Here is a 13,325-nt window from a genome sequence, read left to right as displayed (position 1 = left end):
CGAAAGGACATAAATGCGCGCCTGAATGCTAGATGACTTCGGCCTCGAAAACCTGAACCTGCACGAGATCCCGACACCCCAACCGGCCGCCGGGGAACTTCTCATCAAGGTCTCGGCCGTCTCGCTGAACTACCGGGACAAGGCGTTGGTAGACGGAATCTACATGCCCGAAAAAATCGCAAAAGGACTGATCCCGGTGGCCGACTCTTCTGGAGTCGTGGCCGCCGTGGGGGCGGGCGTAACGAAATACAAGGTCGGGGACCGCGTCACCTCTCACTTCTACTCCACCTGGCACGATGGGCCGTGGCTAAACGACTACGCCGACTTCCAGACCGGCGGGCCCATCAATGGCGGACTGGCCGAATTTCAGATCCTCGGCGAGCATAACGTCGTGCCCACTCCCCGGGACATGAGCGACATCGAAGCCTCGACCCTGCCGATCGCAGCACTCACCCCGTGGTTCGTCCTGCGCGAGTACCGCAAGGTGAAGCCCGGTGATACGGTCCTGATCCAGGGCACCGGTGGCGTCTCGATCTTCGCCATCCAGCTCGCCTCGGCCCTCGGCGCCCGAGTCATCGTGACCTCAAGCAGCGACGAGAAGCTGGTGCGCGCCCGAGAACTGGGGGCAACGGACACCATCAACTACCGCGCCACCCCCGACTGGGCCGCAGCCGTGCTGGAGATGACCGACGGACAGGGCGTGGACGTCGTGCTCGACGTCGTTGGCGGCGACGGGCTGCGGGACTCGGTGCGTACCACCAAGGGCAACGGCCTGGTCGCGGTCATCGGATTCCTCCAAGGCCAGAGCACCACCCTGGATTTGATGGACATCATTTGGCACCAGGCCCAGATCCAGGGGATCGCAGTCGGGCACCTGCGCGCCTTCCAAGACTTGGTCACGTTCCTCGAGGAACACACCATCCATCCGGTCATCGATACCGTCTACCCCTTCGAGGATGCCCGCGCCGCCTACGACCAGCTAGCCCGCGGTGCGTTCGGGAAGATCGTCATCCGGGTCAGCTAACCGGTAGGCGGCGGCGACGAGTAGGATCGAAGGCCGAGGGAAGGACAACCATGGCAAGAACCACCACGATGAGCGATGAACCCGACATCGCCGACTTCGATTTCCCCCGCATCCTCGCCGCCGTCGCCGACCCCGTTCGCATGAGCATCCTCAAGCAACTGGCCAGCGCACAGGACGCGCTGAGCTGCGGAGCCATCGAATTGCCCATCAAGGCATCCACGGCAACGCACCATTTCACTGCCCTGCGACAGGCCGGCGTCCTACACCAGTACTACGTCGGCACCTCTCGGATGAACCTCCTGCGAATAGATGACATGGAGCGGGCCTACCCCGGCTTCTTGTCCTCCGTCATCGCCGGGCTGGCGGGCACAACCCACAAGTAAGAACGGCGTGCCCCGTCGGTCCCGCGTGTGGAACGACCGGCAACCGGAGCGCCACACTAAGAACAATACAACGCAGTCCGTCGTGCTGGAGGTTGTGTAAAGACGCTGTGGAGATGGCACGCGAATGGATCCGCGAAAGGCTTAGAATCGGGTCATGTCGAACGCGACAAACCCTCAAAAGGTGCGCGCAGAGCATCGATGGCCCGCCGTTGTTGGTCTGCTCATCGCTTTGCTCTTGTATGCCGCTCTGCCCAGCGTCTTCTTTCCCGCCCTGCGCTACAGCGTGGTAGGCATCGGCCTAGTGATGCTCATTCCACTGATCATTTTGAACCCCCACCACCTGCACAAGGAAACGGCATGGTCCAAGCGCTTGGCGACCGGCCAAGCGCTCCTGTTGGTTACAGCAAACGGAGTGGCCTTGGTCCAACTCATCATTTTGCTCACCTCCAAGGGAAATGACGACGGATCCGGAATATTGCTCGCAGCCCTGCAAATCTGGGTCACTAACATCATCGCCTTCGCCCTAGTCTTCTGGGAGCTCGATCGCGGCGGCCCGGTCTCGCGGCGCCATACCAAACGAAAAGACCTGCCACCGGCCGACTTCCGCTTTCCACAGGACGAGGACCACGACGCCATCGAGGAAGTTGCCGCTCGCTCATCGGTAAGAACGGGATGGGTCGCCTCTTTCATTGACTACCTGTACTTTTCACTGTCCAATTCGATGGCTTTCAGCCCCACGGACACCATGCCCCTTTCGGCACGCGCTAAAGCACTCATGGGACTGGAATCGGCCAGTGGATTCATCCTGTTGGCGCTGGTGATTGCCAGGGCGGTTTCCCTACTGGAATAAGCGTCCAGAGCATGCAAATATTCGTGTCGAGAGTGTATTTGGCCTGGCTGATGTGACCTCCAGCAACACGGCAAGCTAAGAAGGCGTGAGGCCATATGGGAGGCTTAACACCTTCTTGTTTCATCCGGCATGAGGTGTTGGATCAAGTCAACATTCACGAAGCTGGACGTATCACCGCCTAGAGGTCACTTAGTCCGATCCCCTGGTCATCAAGACAGGGCGCATTTTTTCCTGCTGGGGATCCGATGGAGCGCCGGCAGGTACAGGCCGGTCCTTTGACAAAAGGTATGGCCAGCCAGAGGAAACGTTGCATCTTGTTGTAAGAACCGAAATCTAAGACCGCACCGTCGAGTTTGGGCGCAAGTTCGCGGCTGACACTGATCATGACCTCTTCGTTTTCCTGCCCGGTTGGCCCATCGTAGGAAGCCGTATCGGGTTGAGGACCGATCACTACGCATTGAAGAGCCTTCTTCGGTACCGTCCGCGAGAAATAGAGACCTTGCTTTCGGCAGCCACCGTCTGCCTGGTAACAATGCAGTCGCCCGCCGAACACGGTGATCATCGTCAGCGCTTCCCGGGTCACGATGAAACTGCCGTGGCCAACAATGCCCAGCGTTAGGCCTTCGCCGGTTGTGGTCGCCGTTTCCATTCTGGCCTTTTTCATCGTTGAATCTCCTGCATGAATGGCGCAGTGGTCTCGTTGCTTGCGTCCTGGGTGCTCATAGTTCTATTGGTCGCTATCTTGTCGATTGGGGGCCCGCACGCTGGCGTTGCAGCCCTCAGACGGTGGTCTACTGGTTGGTATCACTGACTCCGTGGTCGCCGTCCCGGCGTACGTCGGTGGCCCCGTCGATGGTCCCGGTGCCGTAGTTGATCCAGAGCGCCGACGAAAGCGAGTCACCCTACGCGCCAGGTTGGCGGGGTCAGCTTTCCAGTAAAGGTTCCCATATCGGACACGAAATTGCCGTGCCGACGAGTGCTGAATTTTGTACTGTCGCCATTCGGAAATGACATTCGGGTGGAGAGCTGCTGCTACTGGTGGATCTGGATAACACATTGGCCGACAGGGCCTCCTACTTCAATTCCTGGGCCTCTAATTTCGTTCGGCCGCAGCGGGTAGGAACACGAATTTGGCCCTAGGCGTGTATCTGCAATTGGCCGGTCCTCGCCCGGGTCTTGCTGGCCCTTTGAATCTACGGTTGGCTCCTTCATAGTTGTCCCGCGGAGCATTCCCTTTGAGGGCGCCGTAGCTCAGTGCATCGGGACTTTGAACGCCCAGTGCAGTCGCCTTCGTAAGACAACACCGGGGCTGGCGAGGGTTCGGGAGCGAGCCCTGCTTGACCGAGCGTCCGGTGGAAAATCGCTGATCCGTGGCCCCAGACCTACCTAGGACCAGCAAGCTTTCGATTCTTCGCATGGGGCACCGCTTCTTGGTCTTCCCTAATCATTCCCGGCGATGCATCATATGAGAACGTAGCAGGTCGCTACGGTCGCGATCCACGGAAAGGGCAACACCATGACCAGCCACATCGCACGTACCGGCACCGAGCGCACCAATATCCAGAACACGGCATTGGCTGTCGGCATAGTATTTCTTCTCGTCGGAATCCTGGGTTTCGTGCCCGGAATCACGACCAATTACGACCAGCTGAGTTTCGCGAGCCACCATTCCGAGGCCATGCTGCTGGGCGTGTTCCAGGTTTCCATCCTGCACAACATCGTTCACCTGCTCTTCGGCATCGCTGGCATTGCCGTTGCCCGTACCCCGAGCGCGTCGAAGAACTATTTGCTCTGGGGCGGGGTCATCTACCTCCTCCTGTGGGTCTACGGGCTGGTCATCAACCACGACAGCGACGCGAACTTCGTGCCGGTGAATGACGCCGACAATTGGCTACATCTGGTGCTGGGCCTCGGCATGGTCGCCCTCGCCCTGTTGCTGACTCGCAAGACGGAAGGAGGAGCCCGCAGGACCGGTCACGCAAATCCCAACCACAATCTGTGAGCGGAGGTGCCACGATGAGCAGCCACGACGAAATCGAGCGACAGTGCATCGGAGATCTCGAGGCTCTGCCATCCGGTCGGTTTCAGTATTCGATCCGGAATGCCCGCAATGGAATGGAATTGGGCACAGTGCGTATCTGCGACGACCACCGCCTCGAAGCCACCAACCTCACAGTTGGTTTCACCGGCGTATACAGGTCACTGGCCGAAGCAATGGAGGCGCTAGACTCCGGGGTGATCGATGGTTCCACGCAAATGTCCCAGGCAGCCCCTAACACGGTTCCTGCCCGGGAACATTCGAATGCAGGGTCTTCGGCACGCATGCGCCCTATCCGACGGGGAGTCTATGTTGACCTCACATCCCGACGACGCGCCGCACCCTGACGCGGTAGCAACCGCGAAGGCCTCCAAGGCGGCCTAGGTCTGGATCCCGGGATGTTTCCCAACGGCGTGGAGGTCACATGCATGCGCTTCGTGTGAGTGATTTTGCCTCTCCGTCAGGCTGGAGACCAGCCCGACGTCATGGTGAGGCCGGAGGGAGAGCTAGGCAGGGCTCTCCCCTGTAGATACGCGGACATGAACTCCAATTTATTTGGTGTTCATGTCCGCGTCGTCCCGGTTCTAGGCTGCGGGGTGGGCGGTTGCGACGCCTTCAATCCACGGGTGAAGTGAGAAGGGACTCCATGCCACGACGGCGGTGGAGTCCCTTCTTGCGAAGCGTTTCGATGGGGATGGTCCCACACCGCAAGTAGCCTTCCCCCGTGATCAATTCCCAAACACGACACTCTGGAAGACACCTGCGCGAGCCGAAATCCACCACGATCAAGGATCCCGGAACGCAGGTCTTCGAGGATCTGGTTAACAGGGACTTCACGGCCCACGCTCCGGGACGGTTCTTTGTCAGCGATATTGCTTACCTTCCGTACGGAACGGAGGGAGGTTCCTATATCTGGCGACCATGTTGGATGTGTGTTCGCGGCGTTCGGTGGGTTGGTCGATCACGGATCACATGCGTACCGAGCTGGTCGTGGAGGCGTTGAAACGGCTGCGCGGGCCTGTGGGTCGCTGGCAGGTGTCCGGATGCACACGGACCATGGCCTGCAATACACTTCGTCTAAGTTCTAGGCGGTGTGCCGTCGGCTGGCCATGGTGCAATCGATGGGTCGGATTGGATCAAGTGCCGACAATGCGATGGCTGAGTCGTTCAATGCCACGCTGAAGCGTGAGACGTTGCAGGGGGCCAGGCGTTGGGCTTCGAAGGAGGAGTGCCGGGCTGAGGTATACCGGTAGATTGTCCGTTATAACAACCGTCGGAAACATTCCTCGTTGGGCTACAAATCGCCGCTTGATTTCGAGCGTGATTTTGAGATTATGATGGAGATCTCTGCTAAGAGATTTGACCCCGGTGTCCACTTCCAAGGGGCCACCCCCGCCCGTTGAGAGGCCCCCCTTACGGAACTGGGGTAGCCTTTCCGGACACCCCCCTTACGTGACGATGCGACTGTTCGAAGGGGCTCGACATTGAAAGGCTCCAGATGTCAATCCCTCCCTCAATCACCCTGCGTCCATTTCGGGAAACCGACACCGAGTTCTTTGCCAGTATGGCCTCGGATGAACAGGTAATGCGTTTTATTGGCTATGGGAAACCATGGGACCGGCAAACTATCGAGACCTGCGTTCAGGGAGCCCTCCTACCCGACCCGATCGACGCCGCTGGAGCATCCCGTTGGTTCCTAGCAACCGAGGGAACCGAAGCTGTCGGCATCGTGTTTTCCTCCCGTCAGGAAAACAGTGTCGAGGTCGGGTACTGGGTATCATCAGGTCAATGGGGACGAGGTGTTGCCGGGGCAATGCTCGATAGCGCCTTAAGCATGATTCCCCAGACCTACAACGACACGAAAGTCACTGCTCGTGTCGCCCCGGCCCATGCAGTCTCGGCCAGAGTGCTGACCAGTAGGGGGTTCATACTGGAGACCCGTGATGAACAGCTTGACCACTACACGCTGAATTAGCCCTGACCGCGGCGGATCCCCGGCCGGATGCTTGCCATCCCGCACGACGTCCTCGCAGTGGATATCAGTGTCGTCAGGTGGCACCAAGGTCACAAGCCGAAACACGGAACTCTAGGTACAAAGAACCGAAAACGATCCTCTTGGATTTTCCTTTGCGTGTAGCGAGTCTGATAGGTCACGTAGATGTGTTCTTTAAACGGTGAAGTTTTTCATTTCCGTCTCTGAGTTAACCGCAAGCGCACAGAGCAATTTATGAATTCGCGGGGGCGGGTCTACCGGAGCGTTCTTCAACTCTCTTTTATCGCTTTACCGGTTGGGTGTTCAACTCTATTCCGCTTTGGACGCGGTCCCTGGGCTTTCCAGGGGCTGCTGAGAAATGCTCCCTATGAGTCGGTGGAGCAATCTTAGCGCCAGCGCAGTTGAGTCATGTCAAAATCTTTCTATACTTCTAACATGACCTGCCCTCCTTCCCCGACCATCGGGCTTGGCACCTGGCCTCGGGAGCCGGATACGGCCTTGGCGCAAGCAACTGAACTGCCCAGCAATGCGACCTCTTCGTTTGTGATTTTAAGTGAAGCGCATGACATTGAGGTCTCCACAGAGTGGGAGCCGCATTCGCACCTAGCCCATGAGCTCTTGTGGGCACATGATGGGACGCTAACCGCGCAAATTGAGGGGCACATTTTTACCGTCTCCGAAGGTTATGGTCTGTGGATTCCAGCCAATATGCTGCATGGCGGACGGCTGACCGCTCAAATAAAACTTTTTAGTGCCTTCTTTGCCCCTGAACGCACCTCCACGCCGTTCAAAGCGTCAACGGTGATCAATATGGAACCGTTGCTTGAGTCGTTGTTGATCTATCTGTCCGGTCGAGAACTAAGCCCAGAAGCCAGAGCACGTGCGGAGGCTGTGGTTTTCGACGTACTCAAACCTTCAGCTCAACAAATGGCCCTGCGCCGGCCCGATGACCCGCGGATCAGTGACATCGCTGACCAGTTATTGGCCGACCCCGCGGATAATCGATCCCTTGAGCAATGGGCCGCGGATGCTGGGATCAGCGCACGCACCATCACCCGCGCCTACCGCGAAGCCACGGGCTTGTCCTTTGCACAGTGGCGCCAATCGGCCAAAATTCACCGTGCCTTGGAGCTTCTGGCCAACGGTGAAGGAGTCCAGGACGTATCTGACCTATTAGGTTATGCGCAGCCAAGTACGTTTATCGACGCTTTTCGTCGCACCATGGGCTCCACGCCTGGCGCATTTATCAGTAGCGCAAGAAATAGGTGACCGAAAAACCTGATCTACTGTCAGAAGTCATCGATTGCTGACACCGAGTACTTAACTTAGACTTACCTAAGTGAAAATAATTAGGAATATCGGACGTATTCAGTCCGTCCGGTACGCATGCTAGGCGCAGCTACCGCTGAGGCCGGAAGTATGCACGCCCACGAGGTGGTGCTGCGCTACGGCAAAAACACGGTGGTCGACGGCGCCTCCTTCCGGTTATCCCCGGGGCAGGTCACCGCGCTCATTGGACCCAACGGCAGCGGAAAATCCACGCTGCTACGTTCCATGGCAAGGTTGCACGAGCGCACCTCAGGGATCATCACGCTCACCGGTTCTCACGGGGAACCCCGCGAAATTAGCACATTGAACGGACGTGACTTCGCCCATGAAGTCACGCTCTTCGCTCAGTCCCACTCCACGCCGGAAGGGTTGGCAGTGGCAGATATCGTCGCCTTTGGCCGCCACCCGCATCGGCGCGGTTTCGCCGGGTTATCCGAGGCGGATTATGCTGCCATAGCCCGGGCCATGGAGTTGACCGGCACCACAGCGATGGCCCAGAAGGCTGCTGGGGAACTTTCCGGCGGAGAACTGCAGCGTGTCTGGCTGGCCGTGTGCCTGGCGCAGCAAACCCATGTGGTGCTGCTCGACGAGCCGACTAACCACCTGGACTTGAGATATCAGGTCGAGACCCTGGACTTGGTTCATGACTTGGCCCGTAAAAGTGGGCTGGCCATTGGCATCGTCCTGCATGACCTGAATCAGGCCTCCACACTGGCCGACCGCCTGGTGTTGATGAAACACGGCCGGGTGCACGCCGCCGGAACTCCGGCTGAGGTCCTCACCACTGAGAATCTTTCCGATGTCTACGAGATCAGCGTGCAGGTCCACCCCGATGCGCGAACCGGAAAGCTGCGCATCGAACCGGTCAGCCGCCACCGGCAGAGCTGACCACCTCTTTCTTACCACCGAAACACTCAACAACAAGGGAATACCTATGTCTAAACTCGCCCGTAGCGCCGTCACTGGCGTGGCTGCCCTGGCTCTGCTGTTCTCGGCCACCGCATGCGGTACCACCGACGTGTCCAGCTCCGCTGCTGAAAAGAGCCCCGCCGCGACCTCCGCCACCTGCGCGGATGACACCACCGCCACCAGCACCGAACCGGTATCGATGACCGATGACCTGGGCCGCACCCTGGAGCTGGAGAAGCCAGCCAAGCGCGTGGTTGTGCTCGAATGGCAGGAAATTGAAGACGCGCTGACCCTGTGCGTCACCCCGGTGGGCGTTGCCTCCCCAGAGGGATACAGCACCTACGTCACAGCAGAGAAACTGCCAGAGGGAGTTGCCTCGGTGGGAGAGCGCGGCGAGCCGGACCTAGATTCGATCTACGCGTTGAACCCTGATTTGATCATTGTTGATGCCTTCAGCGAAGAAGACCCTGTAGTGGCCCAGCTTGATAAGGGTGACGTTCCAGTACTGGTGGTTAAGGGCAACGACTCCTCAGATCCCATCGGCAACATGAAAAACGTCTTCTCGCAGGTCGCCGAAGCCACCGGACGGACTGAGCGCGCTACCGCAGTGCTCAACGAATTCGACGCCCACCTGGCGCAGAAGAAGCAGGAGGTCGCCGATGTGAAGGTGGCAACCTCCGACTTCCTGTTCTTCGACGGTTGGGTTGACGGCTCCAACCTGACCATCCGTCCATACACCGACGGTGCGCTGTTCACCGAGCTCGGCAAGGAACTGGGTCTGACCCCCGTCTGGAACGACGAAATCAACAAGTCCTTCGGCTCGGGCGGTGTGAATAAGGAATATGGTCTGGCCCAGACCGACGTGGAAGGCTTGGCCGGCGTCGGCGAAGCCAACCTGTTCTACTCCAATGACGCGGGCACCGGGTGGACCACCGAACTGCAATCCAGTGAGATCTGGAAGAACCTGACCGCAGTCAAGGAAGGCCGGACCTTCCAGTTCCCGAACGTCTGGGGTGCCGGTGGACCGAAATCCACCAGCCAGGCCGTGGACGCCTTCACCGATGCACTGACCTCCGCTTCGGAAGCCAAGTAGCCTACACCTGTAATGAACACCGTTGAAAAATACGCAGACCGGCCGGCCGTGGCCGGAGACGTCAGTACCCCGGTGACCGGCACGGATCATTCCTCAGCTCCGGTCACCGGCACGAGTATCGCTTCCGGCCTAGGCCTGTTGGCCGCCTTGGCGGCGGCGGTGCTGCTGGTGGGTGCCTGGCATCTCACCCAAGGCACCTCAGGGGTGGGCCTGGGAGAACTGCTGCGCGCCCTCCTCGGGGATGACACGCGTATTGGCGGGGTAGGGGTTGCCGAGATCTTCACGGGCTCCCGGCTCCCGCGCCTCTGCGCGGGCGCCGCCGTAGGCCTAGCCTTGGGGGTAGCAGGCGCACTGCTCCAATCGGTCACCCGCAACCCGCTGGCCTCGCCCGACACCTTGGCCGTCACCTCCGGCGCCTACTTTGCGCTGTGCGTGGCAGCTGCACTGGGCCTCAGCCTTTCCACCTTCGCCTCCAGCGCACTCGCATTCGCCGGCGGGCTGCTGGCTGCCGGGGTCGTGCTGGCCATCTCCGGACGCAGCGCCGGGACCGCCACCACCCGATTAATTCTCGCCGGATCGGCCATCGCAATAGCCCTAGAAGCCGGCAGCGGCATCATCTTGCTGCTTTTCAAGGAAAACACCACGGGCTTGTACGCCTGGGGCTCGGGGTCGCTGGCCCAGCTGAACCTGGACGCTTTCATACGCAGCCTCCCGGTGATCCTGCTGGTCCTGGTCATCTGCCTCCTGCTATCCCGCCGGCTGGATGTGCTGTCCCTGGGGGATGAAAACGCTGCGGTGCTCGGCATCCCGGTTCGCACTACTCGCACCCTGGCCGTCCTGTGTGCCGTGGTCCTCACCGGCGTCTCCGTTTCCTTGGCCGGACCCATCGCCTTTGTGGGACTCGGTGCCCCGGTGCTCACACGATTGCTGTCGCGCCGTCTGACCGTCTTGCGCCGCCAACTGTTTTTACTTCCGGCCACCGGTTTAATCGGTGCTCTGCTGATCCTGCTGGCCGATGTGGTCCTTCGGGCCTTGCTCGGCGCCCAAGGCGCGGCGTCCATCCCCACCGGCGTTCCCACCGCGGTCCTGGGCGGGGTGCTGATTATCATCCTGGCGATGAGATTGCCCGAAGCTTCCAGCTCACGGAACCTGATGCAGGTGGCAAGCAAACTGCGCAGCCGCCGCCGGTTCATTATTACCATGCTACTGGGCCTCGTTTTGCTGCTCGTGGCCGTGATTCTGGGCCTATTAGCCGGGAGCATGTTCCTGAAGTTGGGAGATCTGGCCCTGTGGTTCCAAGATGATGCCCCGAAGCTCGTTGCCCGGGCCTTCTCCGAACGCGCACCACGGACCACGGCAGCGCTGGGTGCCGGAGCCGCCCTGGGCCTCGCCGGATGCCTGGTGCAGGGCACGGTGCGCAACCCGCTGGCCGAACCCGGGATCCTAGGTATCACCGCAGGTGCCGGACTTGGCGCATCCATAGTTGTCACCGCCTTCGGCGGCTCACGCTCGCTGCTGGTGATTTTTGCGGTAGTGGCGGGCTTGGCGACCTTCGCTGCCATCACTGCGCTGGCTTGGCGTCGCGGGTTCTCCCCGGAGCGTTTTGTGCTGATCGGCATCGGCGCGGGGTACACTCTCTCCGCGGTCACCACATACCTGCTGCTGAGCATCAACTCGTGGGAAACTCCGCGCATCTACACCTGGCTGTCCGGCTCGACCTATGGCCGCCAGTTTGAAGACGTGGTGCCAGTTCTGGTGGTGCTGGTGCTCAGCCTTCCGCTCGTACTGCTCATGGGCCGCAAGCTTGACCTGCTGGCCATCGACGAAGACCTGCCCCGGGTGCTGGGCATCAAGACGGCCCGCACCCGGCTGATCTCACTGTCCATTGCAGCACTTCTCGCTGCGGTCAGCGTGGTGGCCGTGGGGGTAGTTGGCTTCGTCGGGCTGATCGCCCCGCACCTCGCCCGGTCGCTGGTGGGAGCCCGCCATCACCGGGTGATCCCGGTCTCCATAGTTTTCGGCGCGTTGTTGGTCTGCCTGGCCGATACCCTAGGCCGCACCGTGATCGCACCGGCACAGATACCCGCCGGGTTGATCGTTTCCCTGCTCGGTGCCCCGTACTTCATCTGGCTGCTCTACCGCTCTCGCGGCTAGCAACTAAGCCCCGGTCCACACCAGCCGTTCACCCCACTGAACCGAAAGGCTCCCATGTCACAGCACGCAGCACCACACGTCACGGTCCAAGACTTCGACCCTCAACGCCATCCTCAGCTGCTTCGGCATCTGGGTCCCGCGCTCGGTCCGTGGGAACGCGAAACAGGGGCTGCCAACGCTCGGTTGCTGACGATTGTGTCGCCCGGTGGCACCATAACCGGTGCCGCATTAATTACCGCACGCTCCACGGGGGCATATGTGAAGATCGCCGGGATTCTCGCGCTCGATGCGCCAACAGGTGAAGAGACGATCCGTGGAGTGCTGAATTACGCCTATCAGCAGGATCTAGCCTGCGTAAAATGGGAACACTGGACACATGATCCGTCGCTGGCCACCTTGGCCGAGCAGACCGGATTTCAGGCGTTGCCCGCGCCTCGCTACGCCATGGATGCTTCAGCCTCGATTCCACTAGCCGGGTACGTGCACTGGCTGCATCCTGCCCGCTACCTGCGCACCTCTCATTACCAGCAAAGCGAGAACTTCACCTGCGCGGCGGTTGCGGCGCTGGCCGCGCATGGGGAAACCACCAGCATCGCCGCCCTGGATGACCTGCGCACCTCGGAACTGCTGCTGTGGCGTCAAGCTACCAACTTCATGGCCTGTGAGCCGATCGGATTGGGTCTTGCAGTCGCGGAGCGCTGGCCAGACAGTTCGGTTACGGTGTCGTTGGATACCGACAAGCCTGTGATCGTGGATTACTACCCCGAGGCCGAACGCAGCTGGCGCGGCATCCTTCAGGCCGAATCGCGCCGCCAAGCTGAGACAACCGGACTACCACTGACTACTACGCGCTTGGAGATCGTGAAGATCCGAGAAGCGGTGAGCAACGGCGCACGGGTCCTCTTGCTGGTGTCGCTGCAACAGATGCTCGGCTACGACATCCCGCATTGGGTACTCTGTCATGGGACAGCAGGGTCTACAGAAAACCCAGTTCTGGTGCTCGATGATTCGTGGGTGAACAGTGACAGCGGGGAAACCTGGGTAGACGTTACGTGCCTTCCCATTCCTATCCAGGAACTAGACGAAATGTCTTGCCTCGAGGCAGATGGTTACCGGTCCGCGCTCATTTTGACGGCTTGATTTCCGCGTACATGACCATTGGATGGATATAGGAACGTACTATGCCAGATCGGGAAATATGCATAATTTTCCGGGCCGCTATCGCTTCCGCGGGACCGCTTAAATCGCCTCCAGACGGTACGTCCTAGGATCGAAGCGAGATCGCAGATCCAATACCGACATTCGGTTTCTAGACGGCCAGCCCCAGACGGATTACGGTAGATCCATGGCAGAACGCATAATGTACGTTCAACTCAAGACGGGCCACAACACCGATCGTGGACCCGCGTGGATCACTCGACTCCGGTTCTCGAAGTCTTGGAGGACGGCGTACTTCCGCAATCTTGCTCTCAGCCACGTAACAGGGACATTCGACTCAAATTTCGTAGACCTCGAGACCGGAGACGAGTACTGGATTTCCGGACCGAAACGA

At 59.9% G+C, this 13,325-nt stretch carries 12 protein-coding genes; 11 read left to right on the top strand and 1 reads right to left on the bottom strand.

Annotation, left to right across the window (positions count from 1 at the left end; genetic code table 11):
* The first annotated feature begins 25 nt into the window (after positions 1-25).
* The 3 genes from KUF55_RS09100 (at position 26) to KUF55_RS09090 (ending at position 2,257) form a co-directional block, all read left to right on the top strand.
* Complete coding sequence (locus KUF55_RS09100; RefSeq protein WP_218818644.1) at positions 26-1,024, top strand: NAD(P)-dependent alcohol dehydrogenase; 999 nt, start codon at positions 26-28, stop codon at positions 1,022-1,024.
* A 68-nt stretch (positions 1,025-1,092) separates the two neighbouring features.
* On the top strand, positions 1,093-1,407 hold the full coding sequence (locus KUF55_RS09095; protein ID WP_255557409.1) for a helix-turn-helix transcriptional regulator: 315 nt from the start codon (positions 1,093-1,095) through the stop codon (positions 1,405-1,407).
* Between the two features lie 154 nt (positions 1,408-1,561).
* The gene (locus KUF55_RS09090) at positions 1,562-2,257 is read left to right on the top strand and encodes a hypothetical protein (RefSeq protein WP_132357556.1); all 696 of its coding nucleotides are present in this window, start codon (positions 1,562-1,564) and stop codon (positions 2,255-2,257) included.
* Between the two features lie 178 nt (positions 2,258-2,435).
* On the opposite strand, the gene KUF55_RS09085 is transcribed toward KUF55_RS09090, so the two are convergent.
* Positions 2,436-2,921 carry a peptidase gene (locus tag KUF55_RS09085; RefSeq protein ID WP_255557407.1) on the bottom strand — a complete coding sequence of 162 codons (486 nt, stop codon included), beginning with the start codon at positions 2,919-2,921 and terminating at the stop codon, positions 2,436-2,438.
* An 852-nt stretch (positions 2,922-3,773) separates the two neighbouring features.
* Between KUF55_RS09085 and KUF55_RS09080 the strand changes: the two genes are divergently transcribed.
* The 8 genes from KUF55_RS09080 (at position 3,774) to KUF55_RS09050 (ending at position 12,913) form a co-directional block, all read left to right on the top strand.
* On the top strand, positions 3,774-4,259 hold the full coding sequence (locus KUF55_RS09080) for a DUF4383 domain-containing protein (RefSeq protein WP_218818643.1): 486 nt from the start codon (positions 3,774-3,776) through the stop codon (positions 4,257-4,259).
* A gap of 957 nt (positions 4,260-5,216) precedes the next feature.
* Positions 5,217-5,477: a hypothetical protein gene (locus KUF55_RS19035; protein WP_370630974.1), complete on the top strand. Its 261-nt coding sequence runs from the start codon at positions 5,217-5,219 to the stop codon at positions 5,475-5,477.
* Between the two features lie 316 nt (positions 5,478-5,793).
* Positions 5,794-6,270 (top strand): GNAT family N-acetyltransferase, encoded by a 477-nt coding sequence (locus KUF55_RS09075; RefSeq protein WP_132357548.1) that lies wholly within the window; start codon positions 5,794-5,796, stop codon positions 6,268-6,270.
* Between the two features lie 516 nt (positions 6,271-6,786).
* Complete coding sequence (locus tag KUF55_RS09070; protein ID WP_255557406.1) at positions 6,787-7,557, top strand: AraC family transcriptional regulator; 771 nt, start codon at positions 6,787-6,789, stop codon at positions 7,555-7,557.
* Positions 7,558-7,707: 150 nt separating this feature from the next.
* Positions 7,708-8,505 carry an ABC transporter ATP-binding protein gene (locus KUF55_RS09065; protein ID WP_255557404.1) on the top strand — a complete coding sequence of 266 codons (798 nt, stop codon included), beginning with the start codon at positions 7,708-7,710 and terminating at the stop codon, positions 8,503-8,505.
* Positions 8,506-8,551: 46 nt separating this feature from the next.
* Positions 8,552-9,619 carry an ABC transporter substrate-binding protein gene (locus KUF55_RS09060; RefSeq protein ID WP_218818642.1) on the top strand — a complete coding sequence of 356 codons (1,068 nt, stop codon included), beginning with the start codon at positions 8,552-8,554 and terminating at the stop codon, positions 9,617-9,619.
* A gap of 12 nt (positions 9,620-9,631) precedes the next feature.
* The gene (locus tag KUF55_RS09055; RefSeq protein WP_218818641.1) at positions 9,632-11,773 is read left to right on the top strand and encodes an iron ABC transporter permease; all 2,142 of its coding nucleotides are present in this window, start codon (positions 9,632-9,634) and stop codon (positions 11,771-11,773) included.
* 54 nt (positions 11,774-11,827) lie between these two features.
* Positions 11,828-12,913: a peptidase C39 family protein gene (locus tag KUF55_RS09050; RefSeq protein ID WP_218818640.1), complete on the top strand. Its 1,086-nt coding sequence runs from the start codon at positions 11,828-11,830 to the stop codon at positions 12,911-12,913.
* The last annotated feature ends 412 nt before the right edge of the window (positions 12,914-13,325 follow it).

This window comes from Paeniglutamicibacter sp. Y32M11 (genome assembly GCF_019285735.1).
GTDB lineage: Bacteria > Actinomycetota > Actinomycetes > Actinomycetales > Micrococcaceae > Paeniglutamicibacter.
Note: the sequence above shows the minus strand (reverse complement) of the source record. Positions and strands in the feature narration are given on the sequence as shown.

Coding starts and splice junctions, on each gene's coding strand:
- KUF55_RS09100 (WP_218818644.1), top strand. CDS start 26: ATGCTAGATGACTTCGGCCTCGAAAACCTGAACCTGCACGAGATCCCG.
- KUF55_RS09095 (WP_255557409.1), top strand. CDS start 1,093: ATGAGCGATGAACCCGACATCGCCGACTTCGATTTCCCCCGCATCCTC.
- KUF55_RS09090 (WP_132357556.1), top strand. CDS start 1,562: ATGTCGAACGCGACAAACCCTCAAAAGGTGCGCGCAGAGCATCGATGG.
- KUF55_RS09085 (WP_255557407.1), bottom strand. CDS start 2,921: ATGAAAAAGGCCAGAATGGAAACGGCGACCACAACCGGCGAAGGCCTA.
- KUF55_RS09080 (WP_218818643.1), top strand. CDS start 3,774: ATGACCAGCCACATCGCACGTACCGGCACCGAGCGCACCAATATCCAG.
- KUF55_RS19035 (WP_370630974.1), top strand. CDS start 5,217: ATGTTGGATGTGTGTTCGCGGCGTTCGGTGGGTTGGTCGATCACGGAT.
- KUF55_RS09075 (WP_132357548.1), top strand. CDS start 5,794: ATGTCAATCCCTCCCTCAATCACCCTGCGTCCATTTCGGGAAACCGAC.
- KUF55_RS09065 (WP_255557404.1), top strand. CDS start 7,708: ATGCACGCCCACGAGGTGGTGCTGCGCTACGGCAAAAACACGGTGGTC.
- KUF55_RS09060 (WP_218818642.1), top strand. CDS start 8,552: ATGTCTAAACTCGCCCGTAGCGCCGTCACTGGCGTGGCTGCCCTGGCT.
- KUF55_RS09055 (WP_218818641.1), top strand. CDS start 9,632: ATGAACACCGTTGAAAAATACGCAGACCGGCCGGCCGTGGCCGGAGAC.
- KUF55_RS09050 (WP_218818640.1), top strand. CDS start 11,828: ATGTCACAGCACGCAGCACCACACGTCACGGTCCAAGACTTCGACCCT.